24 protein-coding genes are annotated in these 22,272 nt (G+C 65.6%); 14 read left to right on the plus strand and 10 right to left on the minus strand.

What is annotated here, in order from left to right; all coding sequences use genetic code 11:
• The first annotated feature begins 2 nt into the window (after positions 1 to 2).
• Both ACZY1F_RS19255 and ACZY1F_RS19260 read left to right on the plus strand, forming a co-directional pair.
• Positions 3 to 431, plus strand: coding sequence for a universal stress protein (locus tag ACZY1F_RS19255; protein WP_463944027.1), 429 nt, complete (start codon positions 3 to 5; stop codon positions 429 to 431).
• Between the two features lie 156 nt (positions 432 to 587).
• On the plus strand, positions 588 to 935 hold the full coding sequence (locus tag ACZY1F_RS19260; protein ID WP_463944029.1) for a hypothetical protein: 348 nt from the start codon (positions 588 to 590) through the stop codon (positions 933 to 935).
• 13 nt (positions 936 to 948) lie between these two features.
• Here the strand turns inward: ACZY1F_RS19260 and ACZY1F_RS19265 are convergent, their stop codons facing one another.
• From ACZY1F_RS19265 to ACZY1F_RS19285, 5 genes are all read right to left on the minus strand, one after another.
• Entirely contained in the window at positions 949 to 1,557 is a 609-nt protein-coding gene (locus ACZY1F_RS19265) for a phosphatase PAP2 family protein (protein ID WP_463944031.1), read from the minus strand.
• Between the two features lie 28 nt (positions 1,558 to 1,585).
• Complete coding sequence (locus tag ACZY1F_RS19270) at positions 1,586 to 3,079, minus strand: dihydrolipoamide acetyltransferase family protein (protein WP_463944033.1); 1,494 nt, start codon at positions 3,077 to 3,079, stop codon at positions 1,586 to 1,588.
• A 60-nt stretch (positions 3,080 to 3,139) separates the two neighbouring features.
• A complete protein-coding gene (locus tag ACZY1F_RS19275) occupies positions 3,140 to 4,120 on the minus strand; it encodes an alpha-ketoacid dehydrogenase subunit beta (RefSeq protein WP_463944035.1) in 981 nt (326 codons plus the stop codon).
• Positions 4,120 to 5,403: a thiamine pyrophosphate-dependent dehydrogenase E1 component subunit alpha gene (locus ACZY1F_RS19280; RefSeq protein ID WP_463944037.1), complete on the minus strand. Its 1,284-nt coding sequence runs from the start codon at positions 5,401 to 5,403 to the stop codon at positions 4,120 to 4,122. Before ACZY1F_RS19280 ends, ACZY1F_RS19275 begins: the two co-directional genes overlap by 1 nt.
• A 149-nt stretch (positions 5,404 to 5,552) precedes the next feature.
• Positions 5,553 to 6,671, minus strand: coding sequence for a histidinol-phosphate transaminase (locus ACZY1F_RS19285; protein WP_463944039.1), 1,119 nt, complete (start codon positions 6,669 to 6,671; stop codon positions 5,553 to 5,555).
• 82 nt (positions 6,672 to 6,753) lie between these two features.
• On the opposite strand from ACZY1F_RS19285, the gene ACZY1F_RS19290 reads away from it, so the two are divergent.
• A complete protein-coding gene (locus ACZY1F_RS19290; RefSeq protein ID WP_463944041.1) occupies positions 6,754 to 7,182 on the plus strand; it encodes a phage holin family protein in 429 nt (142 codons plus the stop codon).
• A gap of 87 nt (positions 7,183 to 7,269) precedes the next feature.
• Here ACZY1F_RS19290 and ACZY1F_RS19295 read toward each other — a convergent pair whose 3' ends face one another.
• Both ACZY1F_RS19295 and ACZY1F_RS19300 read right to left on the minus strand, forming a co-directional pair.
• The gene (locus ACZY1F_RS19295) at positions 7,270 to 8,739 is read right to left on the minus strand and encodes a hypothetical protein (protein ID WP_463944043.1); all 1,470 of its coding nucleotides are present in this window, start codon (positions 8,737 to 8,739) and stop codon (positions 7,270 to 7,272) included.
• A gap of 29 nt (positions 8,740 to 8,768) precedes the next feature.
• Entirely contained in the window at positions 8,769 to 9,086 is a 318-nt protein-coding gene (locus ACZY1F_RS19300; RefSeq protein WP_463944045.1) for a hypothetical protein, read from the minus strand.
• 165 nt (positions 9,087 to 9,251) lie between these two features.
• Here ACZY1F_RS19300 and purB point away from each other — a divergent pair, with 165 nt between their 5' ends.
• The 5 genes from purB (at position 9,252) to ACZY1F_RS19325 (ending at position 13,340) form a co-directional block, all read left to right on the plus strand.
• Positions 9,252 to 10,694, plus strand: coding sequence for an adenylosuccinate lyase (purB, locus tag ACZY1F_RS19305; RefSeq protein WP_463944047.1), 1,443 nt, complete (start codon positions 9,252 to 9,254; stop codon positions 10,692 to 10,694).
• A 124-nt stretch (positions 10,695 to 10,818) separates the two neighbouring features.
• Entirely contained in the window at positions 10,819 to 11,490 is a 672-nt protein-coding gene (locus tag ACZY1F_RS19310) for a histidine phosphatase family protein (RefSeq protein ID WP_463944049.1), read from the plus strand.
• A 97-nt stretch (positions 11,491 to 11,587) separates the two neighbouring features.
• Entirely contained in the window at positions 11,588 to 12,091 is a 504-nt protein-coding gene (locus ACZY1F_RS19315) for a GNAT family N-acetyltransferase (RefSeq protein WP_463944051.1), read from the plus strand.
• 76 nt (positions 12,092 to 12,167) lie between these two features.
• Entirely contained in the window at positions 12,168 to 12,602 is a 435-nt protein-coding gene (locus ACZY1F_RS19320; protein WP_463944053.1) for an acyl-CoA thioesterase, read from the plus strand.
• A gap of 111 nt (positions 12,603 to 12,713) precedes the next feature.
• Positions 12,714 to 13,340, plus strand: a complete 627-nt coding sequence (locus ACZY1F_RS19325; protein ID WP_463944055.1) for a thymidine kinase — start codon at positions 12,714 to 12,716, stop codon at positions 13,338 to 13,340.
• A gap of 25 nt (positions 13,341 to 13,365) precedes the next feature.
• Here the strand turns inward: ACZY1F_RS19325 and ACZY1F_RS19330 are convergent, their stop codons facing one another.
• Positions 13,366 to 14,418, minus strand: a complete 1,053-nt coding sequence (locus tag ACZY1F_RS19330) for an FUSC family protein (RefSeq protein WP_463944057.1) — start codon at positions 14,416 to 14,418, stop codon at positions 13,366 to 13,368.
• Positions 14,419 to 14,566: 148 nt separating this feature from the next.
• Here ACZY1F_RS19330 and ACZY1F_RS19335 point away from each other — a divergent pair, with 148 nt between their 5' ends.
• From ACZY1F_RS19335 to ACZY1F_RS19360, 6 genes are all read left to right on the plus strand, one after another.
• Positions 14,567 to 15,406, plus strand: coding sequence for an ACT domain-containing protein (locus ACZY1F_RS19335; protein WP_463944059.1), 840 nt, complete (start codon positions 14,567 to 14,569; stop codon positions 15,404 to 15,406).
• Between the two features lie 324 nt (positions 15,407 to 15,730).
• A complete protein-coding gene (locus ACZY1F_RS19340; protein ID WP_463944061.1) occupies positions 15,731 to 17,089 on the plus strand; it encodes an MFS transporter in 1,359 nt (452 codons plus the stop codon).
• Between the two features lie 109 nt (positions 17,090 to 17,198).
• On the plus strand, positions 17,199 to 17,882 hold the full coding sequence (locus tag ACZY1F_RS19345; protein WP_463944062.1) for a GntR family transcriptional regulator: 684 nt from the start codon (positions 17,199 to 17,201) through the stop codon (positions 17,880 to 17,882).
• A complete protein-coding gene (locus ACZY1F_RS19350) occupies positions 17,879 to 18,661 on the plus strand; it encodes an aspartate/glutamate racemase family protein (protein ID WP_463944064.1) in 783 nt (260 codons plus the stop codon). The genes ACZY1F_RS19345 and ACZY1F_RS19350 overlap by 4 nt, the downstream gene beginning before the upstream one ends.
• Positions 18,662 to 18,668: 7 nt before the next feature.
• Positions 18,669 to 20,111 carry an amidohydrolase family protein gene (locus ACZY1F_RS19355; RefSeq protein ID WP_463944065.1) on the plus strand — a complete coding sequence of 481 codons (1,443 nt, stop codon included), beginning with the start codon at positions 18,669 to 18,671 and terminating at the stop codon, positions 20,109 to 20,111.
• A gap of 8 nt (positions 20,112 to 20,119) precedes the next feature.
• Positions 20,120 to 20,848: a maleate cis-trans isomerase family protein gene (locus ACZY1F_RS19360; protein WP_463944067.1), complete on the plus strand. Its 729-nt coding sequence runs from the start codon at positions 20,120 to 20,122 to the stop codon at positions 20,846 to 20,848.
• A gap of 135 nt (positions 20,849 to 20,983) precedes the next feature.
• On the opposite strand, the gene ACZY1F_RS19365 is transcribed toward ACZY1F_RS19360, so the two are convergent.
• Positions 20,984 to 21,901, minus strand: a complete 918-nt coding sequence (locus ACZY1F_RS19365) for a diacylglycerol/lipid kinase family protein (protein WP_463944069.1) — start codon at positions 21,899 to 21,901, stop codon at positions 20,984 to 20,986.
• A gap of 65 nt (positions 21,902 to 21,966) precedes the next feature.
• The gene (locus tag ACZY1F_RS19370; protein WP_463944071.1) at positions 21,967 to 22,230 is read right to left on the minus strand and encodes a hypothetical protein; all 264 of its coding nucleotides are present in this window, start codon (positions 22,228 to 22,230) and stop codon (positions 21,967 to 21,969) included.
• Positions 22,231 to 22,272: the final 42 nt, after the last annotated feature.

Consider the following 22,272-nt stretch of genomic DNA (forward strand, 5'->3'; position numbering starts at 1 on the left):
GCATGAGCGGAATTATTGTTGTTGGCGTCGACGGCAGCGGCACCGCCAAGAAGGCCGCCGAATCGGCCCGGGACCTCGCAGCCTCCGTGGGCGCCTCGCTGCACGTCGTCTCAGCCTTCGACAGCGACCGTACCGAGGTCTTCGGCTCTGGCAGCGACCAGTGGATCGTTTCCGATGCCGATGGTGCCGAGCATGTTGCCAAGACAGTGGCCGAGGCCCTGGCCGGCTCCATCAAGGTGACCTACTCGGCCGCCCGCGGCAAGCCTGCCGAAGCGCTCATCAAGGAAGCCGAGCGCCTGGACGCCAAGATGATCGTGGTGGGCAACCGGCGGATGCGCGGCATCGGCCGGGTCCTGGGAAGCGTGGCCAACAGCGTGGCGCACAATGCCACGTGCGATGTCTACATCGCCAACACCTACGACGCTGACTAACTGACAACGGGACACCATGCACCGGCCTCACCGCGGCGGTGCATGGTGTCCGTTCTCACCCCTAAAAGGCCGGTTTCAGCATCGGCCAGGCGATAAAATTGGGAGTGCCCTCAATGGAGCGGACAACCACTCTCCACTCCAGCCTTAGGGGCCCCTTTGATTACTCTTCAGCGCCGCCAACTTGTAGGCCATGACATCCTTCTGGCCCGCCACGGCAACCACATCTGCTCCATGCGGGTGGACCGCGGCAACGGCCGCGTCATCGCCCTGCTGGATGACGGCTCCGTGGACAGCGTGCCCAACCTCATCGCGCCGGGACTGCGCCTGCCTGAGACCGTGGCGAGCGTCCTGCGCGGCGACTGGAAATTCTTCGCGGCCCTCTCAGGCGTTGCCCTGGTTCTGGGCGGCCTGACGTTTGCCACATCTGCTGCCTTGGCTGGCGCCATGGCGGGGAATCCCGAGATGGTCGAGATGATGACGACCTACTCGGCCTACGGTTACTGACCCTGGGCTTCCGCTAGAGGAGCCAGCCGCGCAGGAACCACCACAGGCCCGCCATCACCAAGCCCCCGAAAAGCGAACCGGCCACAACCTGAGCCAGGGTATGTGCGCGGAGCACCACCCGGGACCAGCCGACGGCGGGAACCAACAGGAGCAACGGCAGCCAGGCCGGACCCAGCATCAGGACAGAAATAACCGCCGCCGACGACACCGCCGCTGCGTGGCCGCTGATCTTCCAAAAGGGGCTCACAGCGGCCAGGACAATGATGCCGGCGATGATGGCCAGCACCATGACCATCACGCTTCGCGGGGCATTGGCAGCCTGCAGCACCAGCAGACCGGCGACCACAGACCCCAGCGCCATCAGCAGCACGGGCGCGCGCTGTTTGCGGTTGCTGACGTGGTGGTCCGTGACCTTGCCCAGCCGCACGAGCCCCAGCAGCGCTAGCAGCGGCAGCACGCACACAAATAGCGCAGCCAAGGCTCCATACCCGATGGTGCTCGGGAATCCGGCCTCGACCACGGGGCTGATAAGCAGCTGAAGCGACACCACCACCGGCGGTTGGAACAATTCTGTCAGCCACCTGGCTGCCCGGTTCCTGGACCGAATGCCAGCCTGGTTCACGGTATCGATGCTCGAGGTCCCGGCAGCCCTAGTCCAGCAGGAGCGCCGGCTCCTCAAGGATCGCAGCGACGTCGGCCATAAAGCGGGCGGACAAGTCACCGTCCACCACGCGGTGGTCAAAAGAGCCGCCGAGCGTGGTGATCCAGCGCGGAATGACTTCGCCGTCCAGGACCCAGGGCTTCTGCTTGATGGTTCCGAAAGCCACAATTGCCACTTCACCCGGGTTGATGATCGGCGTTCCCGTATCGATCCCCAGCGCCCCGATGTTGGTGATGGTGAGCGTTCCGCCCTGCATTTCGGCGGGCTGGGTCTTGCCCGCCCGGGCCGTGGTGGCCAGGCTGTTCAGAGCCAGTGCGAGTTCCTTGAGCGACAGGTCCTGGGCGTCCTTGATGTTGGGAACCATCAGGCCGCGCGGGGTGGCTGCCGCGATGCCAAGGTTCAAGTAGTGCTTGACCTGGATCTCGGCGGCGTCGGTGCCGTCCACGTTGTCCACCCAGGTGGCGTTGACGCTGGGGTTCCGCGCGGCGGCCCAGATGACGGCCTTGGCCAGGATCAGCAGCGGGGAAACCTTGATTCCCTCAAAGTCGCGTGAGACCTTCAGCCGCTTGACGAATTCCATGGTGCGGCTGGCATCAACGTCAACAAAAATGCTCACGTGCGGGGCCGAGAACGCCGACTCCACCATCGCCTTAGCCGTCGCCTTGCGGACGCCCTTGACCGGAATTCGTTCAATCCGCTGGTCCTGCGGCTTGCCGGCCTTGCCCCAGAAGCCCTCGGCCTGATCCAGCTCTGCATCGCGCTGGGACTGGTAGCTGACCAGGTCCTCGCGCGTGACTTCGCCGCGGGAGCCGGTGGCCACCACATCGGCGAGATCGATCCCCAGATCCCGGGCAATCTTGCGGACGGGCGGCTTGGCCAGGACGCGGTTCACGAGGCCGGTGATGGTTCCGCCGAGGGTGGGACGGTTATCGACGACGCCGGTTTGGCCAGGAGCCGGGTTGGCAGTTCCTGCCGCAGTCTGTTGCCGCTGTGCGGAGACTTCAGCCAGTGTGTGGGGCTGTACAGGCTCGACCTCCGCGGCGTTGCGCGACACGGCTGCGGCGGGCGCCGCCCTGCGGGGACGGCGCTTGACGGCGTCGGCCTTGGGGCCCGATCCCACCAGTGGACCGCCGGCCAGGGCACTGCCTGAAGTGCCGCCGTCGTCCGCGGGAAGCTTGCCGTACAACGGCTGGACCGGAGTGGCGGGAGCCGGGACATCGGCCGGCGTCGGGTCACCGGAGACGGCGTCCGAGACGCTGATGATAGCGGTTCCGACGTCGATGGTGACGCCTTCGGGAACCAGCAGCTCGGTGACGGTGCCGGCGAAGGGGGACGGCAGCTCAACGAGCGACTTGGCGGTCTCGATCTCGCACAGGACATCGTTGATGGCAACGGTGTCCCCCGGCTTGACCTTCCAGGAGACGATTTCCGCCTCGGTGAGGCCTTCGCCCACGTCGGGCAGGTTGAACTTGTTCAGAGTCATGGTGTCCTCTTTCGCGGCAAGCGTGAGCGGGGAAGCGTGGGCGGGGGAAGGTGCCTGCGCCTAGTAGGCCAGGGCGCGGTCCAGCGCCTCGAGGATGCGGTCGATGTCGGGGAGGTAGTCTTCCTCGACCTTGGCCACCGGGTACGGCATGTGGAAGCCGCCCACACGGATCACGGGCGCCTCCAGTGAGAGGAACGCGCGTTCGCTGATCCTGGCTGCGATCTCGCCCCCGATGCCGCCGAAGGTCGGCGCCTCGTGCGCCACAACAAGCCGGCCGGTCTTCTTGGCGGACGCCGTGACGGTGTCGAAGTCGATCGGCGAAATGGAACGCAGATCGATGACCTCGATGCTGTGGCCGTCCTCGGCAGCGGCGTCGGCAGCGGCAAGGGCCACCGGCACGAGCGGGCCGTAGGCCACCACTGTGGCGTCCGTACCCTCGCGGAGCACATGCGCCTTGAAAGGATCGGCAGAGGCGCCTGGAGATTCCGTGTCCACCTCGCCCTTGAGCCAGTAGCGGCGCTTGGGTTCGAAGACGATCACGGGGTCCTGGCATTCCACTGCCTGCCGGATCATCCAGTAGGCGTCGTGGGCGTTGGACGGTGTGATGATCCGCAAGCCGGCCGTGTGGGCGAACAGCGCCTCCGGTGATTCCGAATGGTGCTCAATGGAACCGATGCCGCCGCCGTAAGGAATCCGCACAACTACGGGAACGGTGAGGTTGCCGTTGCTGCGGGCGTGCATCTTGGCCAGCTGGGTGGTGATCTGGTTGAAACCGGGGAACACAAACCCGTCGAACTGGATCTCGCAGACGGGCAGGTAGCCGCGCAGGGCAAGGCCGATTGCCGTGCCGATGATGCCGGACTCCGCGAGCGGTGTGTCCACCACGCGGTCCGCGCCGAAGTCCGCGAGGAGGCCGTCGGTGACGCGGTAGACGCCGCCCAGTGCTCCGATGTCCTCGCCCATAAGCAGGGTCCGCGGATTGTTGTCCAGGGTGGCTCGCAGGCCTTCGTTTATGGCCTTGGCTATGGTCATGGTGGTCATCAGCGGGCCACTCCTGTCGCTGCATCATCCGGGTCCGGGCTGCCAGGTTTGGCGCTGTTGTGCTCCGGCGTTTCAGCGAACCCTGCGCTGTATTCCTCAAACCAGGCGAGTTCCTCAGCCACCAGGGGGTGGGCCTCAACGTAGGTGTTGGCGAAGGCGGTCCTGATGTCCGGGGTCTCGAGGTCGTAGGTGGTCTTGCGGACGTAGGCGGCGAGTTCGTCGCCGTCGGCCTTGACCTTGTCAAAGAAGGCGTCATCTGCCAGCCCCTGGGCCCGCAGGTACTTTTCAAGTCGGTCAAGCGGATCCTTGGCCCGCCACAGGGTTTCCTCGGCGGATTCCCGGTACTTTGTGGGGTCATCAGCAGTGGTGTGCGCACCGACGCGGTAGGTGAAGGCCTCGATCAGCACTGGCCCCTTGCCCTCGCGGGCATGTTCGAGGGCCCACTCGGTCACCGCGTGGACGGCTATCGCATCGTTGCCGTCCACCCGGATGCCAGGGAAACCGTAACCCTTGGCGCGGTTGGACAGCGGAATGCGGGTCTGCACCGAGCTGGGAACGGAGATGGCCCAGTGGTTGTTCTGGCAGAAGAACACCACCGGAGCGTTGTAGGAGGCGGCGAACACCATGGATTCGTGGACGTCGCCCTCGGAACTGGCACCGTCACCGAAGTAGACCATCACCGCAGCTTTGGGCTCGGTCGGCCGGTCGGCCGCACCGTCCGACGCGACTGCAGCGGCCGCGATCTTCTGGTCCCGCTGGATCCCCATGGCGTAGCCGACGGCGTGCGGCGTCTGCGCGGCCAGGACCAGGGTGTAGAGATGGAAGTTGGTGTCCTTCGGGTTCCAACCGCCGTTCGAGACGCCGCGGAACTGGCGCAGGAGCTCAGCGAGGTCCACATTGCGGGTCAGCGCCACGCCGTGCTCGCGGTAGGTGGGGAAGATGTAGTCCTGCGGCTGGCTGGCCCGGCCGGAGCCGATCTGCGCGGCCTCCTGGCCGGTCAGCGGGACCCACAGGGCCAGCTGGCCTTGGCGCTGGAGTGCGGTTGCCTCCACGTCAAAGCGGCGGATCTTAGCCATGTCAGCGTAGAAGCCACGCAGCTTTTCACCGTCCAGTCGGTCCGCATACGCGGAGAAGACCGGGTCTGTCCCCAGGGTCCCGTCAGGCGCCAGCAGCTGCACCATAGGCTCGGCCGGGCTGCCCAGTTGGGCCTCGGCCTCAGCCTCGAGCTGGTCGTCTGCCGCTGTCTGATCGAACTCGGTGGAGGGCAGATGTGTGGCGCCCATACCGTCTCCTTGCTTGCCGCATGCGGATGCATTGCAATGTCGCTGGGATATATGCCGCTGGAGGAATGCATTCCGTTGATGGCATATATATTGGCTTACTGGTCCTTACTTTATCTTCAGTAGGTACCGCTCCTGACGCATGTTAAGCGCTAGGAACGTCGCGGCGCCTTTGTATAGTTTGCACAGAGCTCGAGGAACCGGCTGTTGGCCTCCACCTCGCCGATGCTGACCCGCACGCCTTCACTGCCGAACGCGCGCACCGAAAGCGCCTGCGTGCCCGCCAGTTCGGCAAATTCCGAGCTGTTCCCGCCCAGGTTCAACCAGATGAAGTTGCCCTCTGCCTCGGGCACAAACCAGCCGAGCTCACGCAGCCCGCGGGTTACGCGGGTTCGTTCGTCCACGATGCTTTGTACCCTCTCTACAACCAGCGGGTAATTCTGCAACGAGACGATGGCTGCTTTCTCAGCGATCTGTGACACAGCGAAGGGAGTGGCCGCCACACGCAGGTACTGCGTCAGCCCGGGGTTCGAGATGCTGTAGCCCACGCGCAGGCCCGCCAGTCCGTGTGCCTTGGAGAACGTCCGGAGCACCACAACATTCGGGTATTTTCGGTACATCGCGATGCCGTCCACGGCGTCCTTGTCGCGGACGAACTCCTGGTAAGCCTCATCGATAACCACCACAACGTCGGCCGGGACTGTCTGGATGAACCGCTCCGTTTCGGCGGTGCTCAGGATGGGGCCGGTGGGGTTGTTCGGGGTGCAGAGCAGGATGACCCTGGTGCGGACCGTGACGGCTGCAGCCATGGCGTCAAGGTCGTGGCGTCCGTCTGCCGTCAGCGGGATGCGGACGCTTTCAGCGCCCACCAGACCCACGCTGATGGGGTAGGCCTCGAAGGACCGCCACGCGTAGATTACTTCGTCCGCTTTGCCGTCTTCGTTCTGGCCCGCAAACGTGGACAGCAACTGGTTCAAGGCACCAAGGCTTCCGGCTCCGGTGACAATATCCTCGGCCGGCACCGCCAGGAACTCGGCGAGCGCAGCACGAAGCTTGCTGCTGAGGGGGTCGGGGTAGCGGTTGAAATCCGTCTGGTTGGAAATCGCCTCCAGCACCGCCGGAAGCGGGGGCAGGGGGTTCTCGTTGGAGGAGAGCTTGTAGCTGGCCAGCCCGTCAACGGCGACGGGCGGCTTTCCTGCGGCGTAGCGGGGAAGCCGGCCAACCACGGGGCGCGGCCGGATTTCGCCAGGCAGGATCTCTGATGAAGTCATGCAAACTAGCCTACTTCGCCTGAACGGCACGGGTTGGGCGGGCGCACAGGGGGGCTCAGGGGCAGTGTGACAGCATGGGCGTATGCGCTCTTTTATAGTTCGAGTCCTCATCAACGGGCTGGCCCTCTGGATTGCCAGCTGGATACTGCCGGGCCTGGATATCTCTACTTCGGCCACGACCGCGGCGGTGGCCAATACGGGCGTAACGCAGGGAACGGAGACCGTCGGCATCATTCTCGCGTACCTGTTCATCGGGTTGATCTTCGGTGTGGTGAATGCGTTTGTCCGCCCCTTGGTCAGCTTCCTGTCCTTGCCCATCACCATCCTCACGCTTGGGCTGTTCACCATCGTTATTAATGCCGCCATGCTGTACCTGACGTCCTGGCTCAGCGGCTACACGCCGGTGCATTTCACCATCGACTCGTTCTTCTGGACGGCAGTCCTCGCGGCCATCATCATCACGCTCATTTCTCTGGTTGCGGGCCGGGTGACAGGAGCCGGCAAGCGCTGACCGGCGATCCGTTCCGGCCGGATCGTCTCGCATAGTCACTTGGCGCCGTGTTGGTTGCGGCGACTAGCGCCGTGTTGGTTGCGGCGACTAGCGCTGTGTCGGCTGCGGCGACGGCCCCGGACTGTTATCTCGCACCGGCTGGGGCGAGGACTGTTGCGCTGTGGATTGCGGCGGCTGCGGTGACACCTGCGCCATAGGCGTCGGCACCGGCCCACGGCCCATCGCGGTCTCGGGAGGCTTCGAACGGGTCAGCGCGAAGCGGGTGGCCATTGCCGTGCCGCCTGCCCCCAGGACGCCGCTCAGGACGGCGGTTGAGGCCATCAGGGAGGGATCGTCGCTTGCCGCGACCAGCCGGGCGCCTTCCTGATAGTTACTGAGCTTGTGACCGGGGCCCAATCCAGGGTCCTCGCCCACTGGCGTCCACACTGGATTATTCAGCGTGACCGTAACCCTGTTCCGAACGTCGGGACCTGGTGCGCCGTCACTTCCCGGAACCCAGTCTTCGCGATGCTCCAGGTGAAGGCTGCTGACGCCCGCGTCCGGAGTGATCCCGCCAACCGGGGAACCAGCGGTCAGCACATATTTCATGTCGTATTTGGACTTAAAGAGTTCATCAGCAGCGAGATTCATGGCATGCACGCCACCCTGGCTATAGCCAACGGCAACCACAGGAGAGCCTTCTGGTGCTCCTGCAGCCTGAAGGCTCTGCAGGACGCCGGCACTGACTTCAGCCGAACCATAGCCGAGCCCCTCGGCGATCCCCGCAATATCAAATGGGTTATCGCCTCCAGTTTCAGCGCCCGCCTGTGTCCCGGGGATCACCACCACGTACGCCTTCCGACCGGCACTATCCACTTCGATTACTTCCACATAGCCGTCCCCTCTTTCGTCGACGATCCGCGCACGGTCCAGCAGGCCGGCAAGGGAAGCATCCAGCTGGATCGGCACGCTCTCACGCTGTTCAACAGTGAGGGGACGAGGTTTCAGCATCGGCCTGGATCCGTCGGCGAGACTTCGAATCAGGGGACCAACCGCCGATATGTGCCTGCCGGCCGCCATGTCAGCCGCTAATGCGACCGCCAGGTGGGCCGGCGAGAGACCCAACAGCGCACTCAGGGAGAGCGCCACGTTCCCGGTCAACAATTCCATGGCATTCCTGTTAGGCAGGCCAGTTATTTGTTGGTCCGTGCATGAGTACAAGAAGTCTTTGACGCTGGGGATGCCTAGTCCCCGCGCAACGCCAGCCGCCAGCTCAGCGAGTTCGTAGTCGTTTTTGCTGGCCCGCACCTGGCCGCTAATCCCCTGCAGGTCTGCGCGGACCGCCTGCACGCTTCGCTGGGCCTCGCCCAAGGAGATTTCGGCGTCCGTCCCGAAGGCCTGGGCCTGGGACAGACGCAAACAGCCCTGGATCCGGCTCACTTCGGCCTCTACCGCTGCCAGCTCGCTGGCTAGGTCATCGAGCTTTTCCGCCCCGCCCATGAGTTCCTCGAACTGGAAGGTGATGCCGCCAATTCCGCCCCTAATTTCCAGGCCACCATCGACAGCAGGTCCGCTCACCTGGATGGGCCCACCGCTGCCAGATGACCTCACCTCGGCCAACGGTACTGCCCAACCAGGCTGCCGCCGGAGGGCGGCCCCACTTCCTGCGCATGGCGGTTCACTGCCAGCCGTGCGTCTTCGAGCCGTGCGAGCGCTCTTCCGAGCGCGACCTCCTGCAGAGACACCGAGACCCGGTACGCCCGGCCGGCCGGTGACTGCCAGTCCAGCATCTGGATCTCCCTGAACCTGGCAAGAACCGTATCCACGCGTCCTTCGCACACGGCAACCCGCCCCGCCAGGTGCTCAACCTCGTTACCCCTAGCTATGAGCGCCGCCAAGTCTGGTGCTATCGAGTCGCTGCTCATTCCCTCTCCCCCTTGCCACCACACGTCACCTTCTGAACCCCGACGCTACGAAAGGCCACCCACCCAACGGAAGCACCGGCGTCCGCTATGTGGATAAGTCACGACGATGTCCACATAGGACGGCCCGCTTAAGCGGCAGTGAAGAGTTCATGAAACAATCAGCACATGCCTGAAACTGCCGCCAAAGCTGATACCCGCACGCCCTCTGGACGCCTGGCCCTGGCCGCGTCACCGGACCAGATCGCCCTGGGCCCGCTGGACGGCCGTTACCAGTCCGCCGTCGCACCCCTCGTTGACTACCTGTCCGAGGCAGCCCTGAACCGTGACCGTGTGGCCGTGGAAGTCGAGTGGCTCATCCACCTGACCAGCAAGAACGTCCTCCCCGGCGCAGGCCAGCTCACCCCGGAACAGCAGGAAAAGCTCCGCGCGATCGTCACGGAGTTCGACTCCTCGTCCGTCTCTGAGCTGGCCGACATCGAAGCGGTCACGGTCCACGACGTGAAGGCCGTGGAGTACTACATCGGCCGCCGCCTGCCCGCCGTCGGCATCGAGAACCTGACCGCCATGGTCCACTTCGGCTGCACGTCCGAGGACATCAACAACCTCTCCTACGCCCTGGGCGTCAAGGGTGCTGTGGAGGACGTGTGGCTGCCCGCCGCACGCGCCCTCGTGGCCCAGATCAGCAAGATGGCCGAGGACAACCGTGCGGTCCCCATGCTGTCCCGCACGCACGGCCAGCCCGCCACGCCCACCACGCTGGGCAAGGAACTGGCAGTCATCGCGCACCGCCTGAGCCGCCAGCTGGACCGGATCGCCAAGACTGAATACCTGGGCAAGATCAACGGCGCCACCGGAACCTACGCCGCCCACGTCGCGTCCGTTCCGGGCGCCGACTGGCAGCACGTCGCCAAGTCCTTCGTCGAGGGCCTGGGCCTGACCTGGAACCCGCTGACCACCCAGATCGAAAGCCACGACTGGCAGGCCGAGCTTTACGCCGACGTCGCCCGGTTCAACCGGATCCTGCACAACGTCTGCACGGACATGTGGAGCTATATCTCCATCGGCTACTTCGCCCAGATCCCGGTGGCCGGCGCCACCGGCTCTTCCACCATGCCGCACAAGGTCAACCCCATCCGGTTCGAGAACGCCGAGGCCAACCTGGAAATCTCCTCCGGCCTCCTGGACGTGCTGGGCTCCACGCTGGTGACCTCCCGCTGGCAGCGCGACCTCACCGACTCGTCCAGCCAGCGCAACATCGGTGTGGCATTCGGCCACTCCCTGCTGGCGATCTCCAACGTGGCCAAGGGCCTGGACCGCCTCGACGTTGCCGAAGACGTCCTCGCCGGTGACCTGGACACCAACTGGGAAGTCCTGGGTGAGGCGATCCAGATGGTCATGCGCGCCGAGGCGATTGCCGGCGTCGAAGGCATGGAAAACCCGTACGAGCGGCTCAAGGACCTCACCCGTGGCCAGCGTGTGGATGCGGCCCGGATGCAGGAATTCGTGCAGAGCCTGGGACTGTCCCCCGAGGCCGAGGCCCGGCTGCTCGCCCTTACGCCGGGCAAATACACCGGCATCGCGGACCAGTTGGTGGACCACCTCAAGTAAGCAGCCCGGTGGTTGAGTGTTCAGTAACCACCAGTCATAAACGTACGACGGCGGCGCCGGGTCCTTTGAGGGCCCGGCGCTTTCGTGTGGGTTGGGCTGCCGAAACGGATGCGAAACTGGAGTCATGAAGCTGATCCTCATCCGCCACGGACAGACCCCCGGCAACGTACTCGGCCAACTGGACACCGCGCACCCCGGGCCCGGGCTGACCGAACTGGGCGACCGCCAGGCAGAGGCCATGGCACGGTCCCTGGCCAACGAGCAGATAGGTGCCCTGTACGCATCAACGCTTCTGCGGACCCAGGTTACGGCCGCCCCGCTGTCCCGTCTCCACGGGCTTGAGGTTGAAGTCCTGGATGGCCTGCACGAAATCGAGGCAGGAGCACTGGAGAAACTGACCGACCATGAATCGCACATGCGGTACATGGGCACGGTGTTTGCGTGGGCAGCCGGTGACCTGGACCGCAGGATGCCTGCCGGCCCGAACGGCCACGACTTTTTCGAACGGTTCGACGCCGCCATCAACCACATTGCCGAGCGCGCTGCCAGCAATGGGGGCCCCGCCGTCGCGGCCGTAGTGAGTCATGGCGCGGCCATCCGCACGTGGACAGGGCTCCGCGCCGCGGGCGCCGACCATGAGTTCGCGGCCCGGCATGTCCTGTCCAACACCGGCATCGTGGCCCTGGAAGGCGACGCCAGCGCCGGCTGGAAGCTGATCCACTGGGATGGGAGCCCGGTGGGCGGCCTCGCTCTTACGGATCCGACCGCCGAGGACCCCACCGGTACCCAGAGGTAGCGGGCAAGTTCTCCAGCCCCTTACGCGCAGGAAACACGGCGTTAATGGTGGGCTCGTAGGCTTGATCTGCATCACCCTTCGGCGAAACGAGGCAGTCATGCAGACCAATCCGCGGCTCAACATCCGTTCGGTCACCTGGTCCAACCCCGTGGGCGCCGATCTGCGCAGGGCCCAGCAGGCGGAACTGGACGCCCGCTTCGGTACCCCTGACCACGAACCGGGGACCCCGCCGTCGGGCGCCGACTGTGCCGTGTTCCTCGTGGCGTACGACAAAGGCTCGGGACAGCCCGTGGGCTGCGGCGGACTCAGGCTCCTGGACAGTGCCACGGCCGAAATCAAGCGACTCTATGTGCTCCCCTATACGCGCGGTTCAGGCGTGGCTAGCTCCATCCTGGCGGCCCTCGAAGCGGAGGCGCACAAGCAGGGCATCACGCGCATCAAGGCCGAAGCAGGCTCGGCGCAGCCGGACGGCCGGAACTTTTACGAGAACTCCGGCTTCGAATCCGTCCCCAACTTTGGCGCTTACGTGGGCGTGGAGCATTCGTACTGCTACGCCAAGTCGATTGACTCGCACAGCGCCGCCCACACTGCCATGGCCTGAGCCAAATCCGGGCGGCGGCCCGTTACACAACAACCGACACGGCGTAACGTGCGCCGCGGCACGCTAACCTCGCCATATGGAATCCACTGACATCACCTTCCGCACCCGCAAATGGATCCGGCCGGAGGACCTGAACGCCAACGGAACCCTTTTCGGCGGAAGCCTGCTGAAATGGATCGACGAGGAAGCCGCGATCTACGCCATCCTCCAGCTTGGAAACGGCCGCGCCGTCACGAAGTACATCTCGGAGATCAACTTCGTGAGCTCCGCCGTGCAGGGCGACCTGGTGGAAATGGGCCTGACGGCAACGCGCTTCGGCCGCACGTCGCTGACCATGCGCGCAGAAGTCCGCAACATGATCACGCGGCAGAGCATCCTCACCATCGAAGAGATCGTCTTTGTGAACCTCAGCCCGGCCGGCCTGCCCGAGCCCCACGGCTACACAGAAATCACCTATGAGCGGGACCGGATTCCCACACATCACCTGACTGAAACGCTTATTCAGGACTGAGGACGGCGGGACGCGCCTTAAGCCGTCCGGCCGCGTTGCATGGGTCACCGCCATGGGTCCCCGGGGGCGTACGGCATAGGATCGATAGCCGAACCCCTTGAAAGGACTCTCTTGGCCAAGCTCTACTTCCGCTACGGCGCCATGAACTCCGGAAAGTCCACCGGGCTCCTGCAGGCCGCCTTCAACTACGAGGAGCGCGGACAGCGCGTCCTGCTGGCCAAGCCCGGCGTGGACACCAAAGGCGATACGGACATTGTGTCCCGGCTGGGCATGACACGGTCCGTGGACTTCCTGCTGGCCGCCACCACCCCCGTGCGCGAACTCTTCGCCGCCCATGCGGCCGGAGATGACCCGGATGCTCTGCTGGAGCACATGGACCAGAAGCCGGTGGCCTGCTTTCTGGTGGACGAGGCACAGTTCCTGACGCCGGACCAGGTGGATGACCTGTTCCGCATCGCCGTCCTGGACAACGTCCCGGTACTGGCCTACGGCATCAGGACCGACTTCCTGACCCATGCGTTCCCGGGATCACGCCGGCTTCTGGAGGTGGCCCACACGCTGGAAGAGCTCAAAACCATTTGCCGGTGCGGGCGCAAGGCCATCTTCAACACGAGGCGCGTTGGCAGCAAGGTGGTGTTCGACGGCGACCAGGTGGCCATCGACGGCCAGGACGTCTGGTACGAATCCCTCTGCGGTTCCTGCTACCTCGAGGAATCCGGCGGCCGCCTGGGCTCTTGAAACCTGTGGCACACCCGCCGGCGACTCACTCCCGCCGCGCCCGGCGCCAAAGGACCGGTGCCAGCACCACGGCAATCCCGACGGCGGCACCGATCACCGTCTCGACGATCCGGTCCCGGAGCAGGCTGGTGGGCGAGGCCGGCGCCACCAGAAGCGTGGAGATCAGGGCCAGCGGCGTCACGAAGACCTGCGCCAGCAAGTACTGGCGGGCAATGAACAACTCGGCGCCGAACTGACACAGGGCCATCACCAGGACGGTCTGCCAGGGTGCCAGGCCCAGCAACAGGATCCCCGCCAGCACCACGAGCCCAAGGACGGTGCCGATGATCCTCTGCACGCCGCGGCGGACGCGGTGCACAGTGGTGTGGCCTACCAGCGGCACCACCGCCGCCACCATGGCCCAGTAGTTGTGGCCAAAACCCAGGCGTTGCCCCACCAGAGTCGCCAACGAACCGGCCAGCCCGGCTGCCACGAAATAGCCCAGGCCCTCCAGCCAGGCTGCCCGCCGCTCATCCCGAGTCCGGCGGAGCGGGCGCGGCCACGCCCAGGGTGTGCGGTGGCTGGGCAGCACGCGCGAAGAGAAGCCGATCAGCAGGCAGAAAGCGGTGGTGAGGACGGCCACCAGCATCCCTTCCCAGAGCGGCGGCTGGTTGGGGATCGAGGCAATTGCCGCGAAAGCGAAGATGTGGAACAGGGACCCGGCAGGCCGCAGCCGAAGCCAGGAGATGGCCACGGAACAGCCGCCGGCCACCACGGTGGTCGCCAGGACCAGCAGCCACGTGGTGCTGGCCCCGTCCAGGCCCCATGCCCCGCCGGCGCGTGCCGCGAGAGAGGCCAGGAGAATGACCAACAGCATCAGCAGGCCGCCGCGGAGCTGAAGGAAGAAGCGTGAACCGTGCGGCTCGCCGCGGCCGTAGATCCCGGTGAATGCGCCGAACGAGGCGAAGATCGCCAGGTCCAGCCGGCCTGTCAGTACCAGGGTGAGGAGCGGAACAAACACTCCCACAGCACAGCGGAGGGCCGGGTGATGGTCCTTGTTTGCGGGAGCGATACTGAACATCTCAACGAGGATCTTCACGTGCTGATGGCGCCTTCCTGCAGTCCAACCTGTACATCACTGGCGGGCGGCCGCGCCGACGTCCACATCGATCCTACGCCGCAGCCTGTTCCCACGAACGGAACGGCAGGGCAACGCCACCGAAACACCGCCCTGTGATCCTTGACGCATGAAGCCCACTGCAAGGAACCCTGCCGCGGCTGATTTGAGCTGTGAAGTCTGCGGCCTCATGCCGGAACCCACCAAGACCCGCCTGACCGTGGCCAACGTGGCCGTTATGCTCCCGATCGAACTGCTGGTCCATGCCCTCGTGGTGGAAACGCACCTGCCATATTTTGCCAAGGTCCTGGTCCTCACTCTCACCGCCACCGTGCTGGTGATCTGGGTAGCGGAGCCCTCCGCCGCCCGGATCCTCCGCGGCTGGCTGCACGCGCCGGCGCTCCGGCACCACCGGAAGCTGGGCAGCGCACCGGCGTTGTGGCGGGCGCGCACGGTGCTCCAGGACCACCCGGGTTCCCTGCAGAAAATCACCCGGGCGCTGGCCCGCCTGGATACCAACATCCTCAGCATCCACGTCCACCCCACTGCCGGCGGCGTGTTGGATGAGTTTGTGCTCTCGGCGCCGGGGAACCTCAGTGAACGGCATCTGTTGGAGGCACTGCACGACGGCGGCGGCTCACGTTCACGGGTCTGGCCCACCACCGCGCTGGCCATGGCGGACGGCCAGACGAAGGCCCTGAGCCTGGCGGCCAGGATCGCCGATGCCCCGGACGAACTGCCGCTGGCAGTCGCCGAACTGCTTCATGCCCGCATCCTCACACCTGCGGAGGCGGTCCTGGAAAAGCACGACGCCGGCACCCGCCTGAAGATCCCCACCGCCTGGCACGGACCCATCACGTTCTCCCGTCCCGGCGAACCGTTCACACCCGCCGAGTCAGCCCGCGCGCACCGGCTCGCCGAGCTCGCCGAAATCCTGGCCCACCGGCCGGCCGCCAGCGGCCAGCACTAGCGCACGGCATGGGGCCGCCGTCGACCTGAACCGGCAAACGGAAGGCCAAACCAGACGCTCCATGCCGGGGCCCGGCCGGTCACAATCCGTATTTAGGCCCCGCACCGGCGCAATTGGCGAAAAGCCTTGACAGTGGCATGGGTCACTTCTATCTTTAATTTTGGGATCCCAAAACGGGATCCCAAAAATGCAGAATACTTTCCGGCGCTCCCCAACGCGCCATCCGAAGCCTCGCACTTCAATCCCCGCCCACCCCGCGGGCCTTATTTCCAATACCGGATCTCTCCATTCCCCCATCCGTAACTTCCCTGTGAAGGAGAAGCTGTGTCCATTCCGAACACCGAAACAGCACCCGCTGACGGCACCTTGAATCCCGCGACCAGCGACGAACAGCAGAAGGACGGCGTGCAACGGCGCACCAACGTCCGCTGGAAGCTGTTCCTGCTATTGCTGGTCCTCGTCGCCGTCAACTACATCGATCGCGGCTCCATCTCCGTGGCACTGCCCATCATTCAAAAGGAATTCAACCTGGCCCCGGAGCTCGTGGGACTCCTGCTATCCGCCTTTTTCTGGACCTACGCCCTGATGCAGATCCCGGTGGGCTGGCTCATCGACAAGTTCGGTCCGCGCAAGGTCATGACGGCATCGTGCATCGGCTGGGGCGCCGCAACCGCTGCCTCGGGCCTTGCCGGCAGCTTCCTGAGCATGTTCATCGCCCGCCTCGGCATCGGCGTCACGGAAGCTGGCGTTATGCCCGCCGGCGGCAAGCTCAACGCCATCTGGATGCATAAATCGGAGCGTGGCCGCGGCGCCACCATCCTGGACGCCGGAGCCCCGCTTGGCGCCGGCCTGGGCGGCATCCTTATCGCCGGGCTCATCGCGTCCACCGGCAGCTGGCGCACGGCGTTCATCATCGCCGGCGCCGCCACCGTGCTCATGGGCCTCGCAGTATGGTGGTACGTCCGCGACAATCCCCGCCAGCACCGCGGCGTCAACGCTGCCGAGGCCGAGTACATCGAAGCTTCCCATGCCGCCGAGGACGCCGAGGCCGAACTCGACGGCAGCAAGGGCAAACGTGCCCTGCTTCCGTACCTGAAATTCCGTTCCTTCTGGGCCATGTGCTTCGGCTGGCTGGGCTTCAACGGCGTGTTCTACGGCCTGCTCACCTGGGGCCCGCTCTACCTCGCCCAGGCCAAGGGCTTTGACCTGAAGACCATCGGCTGGTCCACGTTCGTGATCTTCGGCGCAGGTTTCGTCGGTGAAATCCTCGGTGGCAACATCGCCGACAAGTGGCGTAACTCCGGAGCCTCGGCCAACCTGGTCATGCGCACCCTGCTGGGCATCTCCAGCGCGGTGGTGATCGGCGGCCTGGTAGGCGTCACGGTGGTGGCCGATCCGACCACCGCGGTGGTCCTGCTCTCCGTGGTTATGTTCTTCCTCCGCTGGGTGGGTCTGTTCTGGAGCATCCCCTCCATCCTCGGCGGCCGGACCAACGCCGGCGTCCTGGGCGGGGCCATGAACTTCAGCGGCAACATTTCCGGCTTTGTCACGCCGATCGTCGTCGGCCTGATCGTCGGTGCGACGGGCTCCTACACGTGGGCACTGCTGTACTTCGTGGGATCCGCCATCATCATGGGCGTGTCCGTCCTGACCCTGGACTACAACAAGCGGCTCCCTGTCTAGGCCGACTGGTCAGGACAACCGTCCACGCCGGCCCGCCCTAAGCTAGGCCACAGCACCATCTCCCGGCCGCCGGGAGCGCAACGTCACCGAAGAATCCGAATGGAGCAGCATGCTTACCGCCGAAGAGACCCAGGACAAGGAACGCCCCCTCCGCGAGACTGTCCGGGACACACTCCGCACCAGGATCTTTGAAGGGCATTACGCTCCCGGCACACGGCTGGTGGAACGCGACCTGGCAGCCGAGTTCAATGTCTCCCGGCTGCCGGTCCGCGAGGCGCTCCGGATGCTGCGCCAGGAGGGCCTCCTCAGCGACCGGGGAGCCCGCGGAGCCGAGGTCAGCTCACTCAGCCCCAAGGACGTGGAGGATCTCTTCGACGTCCGCCAGTCGCTGGAGGTGCTGGCCTGCCGGCTTGCCGCAGTCCGCGCAACACCAGAGGACTTGGGTTACCTTGACGGCCTGCTGGCGGAGGCCGAACGCTGCCTCGCCAAGGGCGCCATCATGGAAGCCCACCGGGCAAACAGCGAATTCCACGACGCCATCACCCGAATCGCGGACAACGGCTTCCTCAAGTCCGCACTGGAACCGCTGCAGGGCCGCATGCACTGGCTGTTCCGGCACGTCAGTGACCTGCCCGAACTGATCCAGGAGCACCGGGAACTGTACGGCGCCATCGCCAGCGGCGATCCGGACCGTGCCGCGGCCCAGTCGGCGTCGCACATCGGCAAGTACCGCGAACAGTTCCCCGACGACTTCCAGAAAACAGAACCCGCTCTTCACCGGAAGAAAAAATGAAACTCCTTGTCATCAACCCCAACATCAGTGACGACGTTACGGCCCTGATTGAATCCGAAGCCCTCCGCTCGGCCGCGCCGGGCACCGATCTCGTAGTCCGCACGGCGGGGTACGGCGTCGAATACATCGAAACCCGCTTTGAGTCCCTGATCGCCGCCGGCGCAGTGGCAGAGGTCATCGCCGGACACACCCGGCCCGGCTCCGACCCCGTGGACGGCGTCGTCGTCGCGGCCTTCGGTGATCCGGGCATGCCTGCCCTGAAGGAACTCACGGATGTCCCCGTCATCGGCATCACGGAGGCGGCCCTGTGCGCCGCCGCCCTGCAGGGCCACCGCTTCTCCATCATCGCCATCTCGGACCGGATTAAACCCTGGTACCTGGACTGTGTGGAACGCTTCGGCCTCGGCGGCCGGCTGGCCTCCATCCGTTCCATCAACGAAAGCCTCAACGGCATCGGTTCCGTGCAGCAGGACTTCAAGGAAACGCTGCTGGCACTTAGCCGGCAGGCCGTCACAGAGGACGGGGCCGACGTCGTGATCCTCGCCGGGGCACCCCTCGCCGGGCTGGCCCGCGAACTTCGTGGTCAAATCCCGGTTCCGGTGGTGGACGGTATCTCAGCGGGCATCCGCATGGCGGAGGCCGTAGTCGGGCTTCAGTCCGGCCCGCACCGGGCCGGTGCCTTCGCGCCGCCGCCGGTCAAGGCCCGCAACGGCCTCTCCGCAAACCTCGACGCCGCACTGGCCGCCGCCCAGTCCGCACCCGCCGCTTCAAAGAACTAGGAGGACAATGATGTCCCGCCAGCCCGACCTTGTCATCGCCAACGCCACCGTAGTTAACAGCTTTGGCCGCCAAAACGCCCACATCGTGATCCAGGATGGCCTGATCACCCAACTCGTGGAGGCCTCGGAGGCTGTACCCGCAGCCAGCCGCACCATCGACGCAGCCGGCCACCTTGTGATCCCCGGCGGCGTGGACGGCCACTGCCATGTGGCCCAGGTGACCGGACGCTTCCGCACCCTCGACGACTACCGCACCACGTCGACCGCGGCGCTGTGGGGCGGCACCACCACGATCATCGACTTTGGCATCCCCCGGGACGCCCAGGAAACCCCGCTGGCCGCCGTCCGGCACAAGAAGGAACTCGCCGTTGAGTCCCGCTGCGACGTTGCCCTGCACGGTGCGGTGGTGAGCTGGGACGAAACAGTGCCGTGGCAGCTGGAGCAGCTCGCCGCCGAGGGCGTGCGCTCCGTCAAGATGTACACCACCAACCGCGGCTCCACCATGGCGGACGGGGACACCATCCTGAAGGTCATGCGCGAGATGGTCCGGCTGGACGGCCTCACCTACATCCACGCCGAACACGATCCGATCATCAGCGACTGCACACAGCAGCACGCCGACGACGGCCGGATCGGCATCGAACACCTGCACCGCACACGCCCGGAGCTCGCCGAGGAAATCTCGGTTATGGAAACGCTGGCCATGGCCGAATACACCCGGGCCCCCGTGTACTTCGTGCACCAGTCCACGCCGGGTGCCGTGGATCTGGTCACCGAGGCACGTGCCCGCGGCCAGGAAGCGTATTCCGAGACGTGCCCGCACTACCTCACGCTCGACGACACGGTGTATGGGTCAGCTTTCCCGGAGTGGTACGCCTGCTGCCCGCCCATGCGCAGCCCCGAAACTGTGGCCGCGCTCAACGAACGGCTGGCTGGCGGCGCCATCCACACCGTCTCCTCGGACCACTCCTGCTACGACCTGTCCCAGAAGCGCGAGCGCACGGACGACGTCCGCGCCATGCCGCACGGCCTGCCCGGCGTGGAAACCCGGATGCCCGTCACCTTCACGGCCATGGCTTCCGCCGGCAGCTCGGTGGAAGAATTCGTGGAGGTCTTCGCCGCCGGCCCGGCCCGCATCAACGCGGTCCCCGGCAAAGGCAGCATCGCCGAAGGCTTCGACGCCGACCTGGTGATCTTTGACCCCGCCGAGGAACGGATGGTGGACGGCGGGGCGCTGCACATGGGCACTGATTTCTCGCCGTTCGACGGCCGGACGCTCACGGGGTGGCCTGCCGTCGTCGTGTCCGCCGGGCGTGTGGTGCTCGACGGCGGCGGCTTCCACGATCCCGGCGCCGTGGGCCGTTTCGTGGCCCGCAACGGCTTCCACGAACACCTCTCGTCCGGCGCGGCGCCCGTCACCACCCCCGCAACCCTTTCTGCAGCAAAGTAGGAGCAGCCATGCCATCCGCAGCACGCAAGACCCGCATCGGCATGATCGTGCCGTCCTCCAATACCTGCCTGGAGCCGCAGAGCTACCGTATCCTGGGCGACCGGGACGACGTTACTATCCACTTCACCCGGATCCCCGTCACCCGGATCGCCCTGGACGACTCCTCGGACAAGCAGTTTGATCCCGCGGTCATGCGCACCGCCGCCGAGCTGCTGGCAACGGCCGACGTGGACGTCATCGCCTGGAACGGCACGTCGGGCTCGTGGCTCGGCGCGGCCCACGACCGGGAACTGGTCCGCGAAATCACGGATGCGACGGGCATCCCGGCCACCACGTCCACGCTCGCCTATCTGGAGGCTTTCGGGTCCTTCGGTACGGAGCGGATAGGGCTTTTCACACCATACACGGAGGACGTCAACCGCGCGATCATGGAGTCCTACCAGCGGGACGGCATCAAAACCATCGGCCACCGCGCCCTGGGGCTGAGCGACAACGAGTCGTTCGCCCGGGTCACGGAGAACGAGATGCGGCCGGGGTCGCTGGAGTTGGCCGCTGCCCGTCCGGATGCCCTGGTCTACCTCTGCACCAACCTGTACGGCGCCAACATCGCGACGGAGGTGGAGGCAGAAACCGGCGTTCCGGTGCTGGACTCCGTGGCCGTGACGCTGTGGCACTGCCTCAAACTTGCCGGGTCCCCTTTGCTCGCACCGAGGTGGGGCAGGCTGCTGGCCGGCTAACGCCAGCAGCAGGTCAGTGGCCTGCAGTTCCAGCAGCCCAGGTAAGAACCGACGGCGGCCCGCCCACTGGGAGCGGGCCGCCGTCGAACCCCTAACGTATGCGCTCACGCTGCCGAAGTTCCAGCAGCCGTTGGGCTACATGCGGATGGTCAGCGCGCCGGGCTCGACGGTCATCAGGACGTGTTTGCCGTCGCCCTCGTGGTCGCCGTCAAGCTGGTAGTCATCGTTGTGCTCGAGCGTGATTTCCACGGACTTGCCCTGGTAGTACTCCACGGACGTGTCCTTGCCCTTCCCCTTGCCGATCATGCCGGCGATCACGGAGAACCAGCCCAGCTTCCCCCTCGGGGCCAGCACCGCCACGTCCAGCAGGCCGTCGTCCATCTTGGCGTCCGGGAAGATCTCGAGTCCACCCTGGACCTTGCCGCAGTTGCCCACCATCACGCTGCGGACGCCGCGGTGCACCACATCCTTGCCGTCGATCACAATGGTGGCCTTCACCGGTTTGCCCGGCAGGTTCCGGATCCCGGCATCCACGTAGGCCAGCCAGCCCACCTTGTCCTTGAGGCCCTCATTGGTGTCGGCCATGATGGTGGCGTCGTAGCCCACGCCCGCCATCACCAGGAAGACCTGCTCCTTGTCCGGGCTGTTGCGGACGGCCCGGATCACGTCGATCTTCCGCTCCGTGCCAGCCAGGGCCCCGGCCATGGCCCCGTCAAAGTCCGTGACGTCCATGCCCATGTTTCGGGCCAGGAGGTTTCCCGTGCCGAACGGAAGCAACCCCATGGGCACGTCCCCGCCGGAAAGGACCTCGGCCACGCACCGCACGGTACCGTCGCCGCCGGCCGCAATAACGACGTCGGCCCCTTGCTTGAGTGCCTCCTTGGCCTGGCCGACGCCGGGGTCCTCCTTGGTGGTCTCCAGCCAGATGGGCTCGCCCCAGCCGTTCTCCGAGCAGTGCTTGGCTGCCAGGGCACGCACGTCGATGTCCACCGGCTTGGCGGGATTGATGATGATGGCCGGACGCTTGAGATCGTCAGAGCTATTGGCAGTCATGATGTCCTTCGGGTAAATGTGCCTATGAAGAAAAGGGTACTTGCCATTTCCGCTGTGGCAACGGATCAGCCTCGCGGACGGCTTGGGATTTCCTGCGCCCGGGCTTCCTGGCTCCGGGCGTTGATCCGGGCCGACCGGACGATGGTGAAGACGCCGAGGGTATCAACCACTGCGATGACGGCGATCATCCAGTACAGGCCCTGCCCTGCCACGAGGACCATGCCAATCACGCCGGTGGCAACGGTCATGATGACCGGCAACAGCCAGACCGGACGTGCCGGCCGGGGAGCTGTTGCGGATGCGTCGGGCGGCGTCTGCGGGTTGCTCAAGGGTATGCCTCCTCGTGAATATTTCAGGGCGTGAAGCGTCTG

The organism is Pseudarthrobacter xylosi (assembly GCF_055412765.1).

Bases quoted from the DNA above. Each gene is read 5' to 3' on its own strand.
- ACZY1F_RS19255 (WP_463944027.1), top strand. From the start codon at position 3: ATGAGCGGAATTATTGTTGTTGGCGTCGACGGCAGCGGCACCGCCAAG.
- ACZY1F_RS19270 (WP_463944033.1), bottom strand. From the start codon at position 3,079: ATGACTCTGAACAAGTTCAACCTGCCCGACGTGGGCGAAGGCCTCACC.
- ACZY1F_RS19275 (WP_463944035.1), bottom strand. From the start codon at position 4,120: ATGACCACCATGACCATAGCCAAGGCCATAAACGAAGGCCTGCGAGCC.
- ACZY1F_RS19280 (WP_463944037.1), bottom strand. From the start codon at position 5,403: ATGGGCGCCACACATCTGCCCTCCACCGAGTTCGATCAGACAGCGGCA.
- ACZY1F_RS19285 (WP_463944039.1), bottom strand. From the start codon at position 6,671: ATGACTTCATCAGAGATCCTGCCTGGCGAAATCCGGCCGCGCCCCGTG.
- ACZY1F_RS19290 (WP_463944041.1), top strand. From the start codon at position 6,754: ATGCGCTCTTTTATAGTTCGAGTCCTCATCAACGGGCTGGCCCTCTGG.
- ACZY1F_RS19300 (WP_463944045.1), bottom strand. From the start codon at position 9,086: ATGAGCAGCGACTCGATAGCACCAGACTTGGCGGCGCTCATAGCTAGG.
- purB (WP_463944047.1), top strand. From the start codon at position 9,252: ATGCCTGAAACTGCCGCCAAAGCTGATACCCGCACGCCCTCTGGACGC.
- ACZY1F_RS19310 (WP_463944049.1), top strand. From the start codon at position 10,819: ATGAAGCTGATCCTCATCCGCCACGGACAGACCCCCGGCAACGTACTC.
- ACZY1F_RS19315 (WP_463944051.1), top strand. From the start codon at position 11,588: ATGCAGACCAATCCGCGGCTCAACATCCGTTCGGTCACCTGGTCCAAC.
- ACZY1F_RS19320 (WP_463944053.1), top strand. From the start codon at position 12,168: ATGGAATCCACTGACATCACCTTCCGCACCCGCAAATGGATCCGGCCG.
- ACZY1F_RS19335 (WP_463944059.1), top strand. From the start codon at position 14,567: ATGAAGCCCACTGCAAGGAACCCTGCCGCGGCTGATTTGAGCTGTGAA.
- ACZY1F_RS19345 (WP_463944062.1), top strand. From the start codon at position 17,199: ATGCTTACCGCCGAAGAGACCCAGGACAAGGAACGCCCCCTCCGCGAG.
- ACZY1F_RS19350 (WP_463944064.1), top strand. From the start codon at position 17,879: ATGAAACTCCTTGTCATCAACCCCAACATCAGTGACGACGTTACGGCC.
- ACZY1F_RS19355 (WP_463944065.1), top strand. From the start codon at position 18,669: ATGATGTCCCGCCAGCCCGACCTTGTCATCGCCAACGCCACCGTAGTT.
- ACZY1F_RS19360 (WP_463944067.1), top strand. From the start codon at position 20,120: ATGCCATCCGCAGCACGCAAGACCCGCATCGGCATGATCGTGCCGTCC.
- ACZY1F_RS19365 (WP_463944069.1), bottom strand. From the start codon at position 21,901: ATGACTGCCAATAGCTCTGACGATCTCAAGCGTCCGGCCATCATCATC.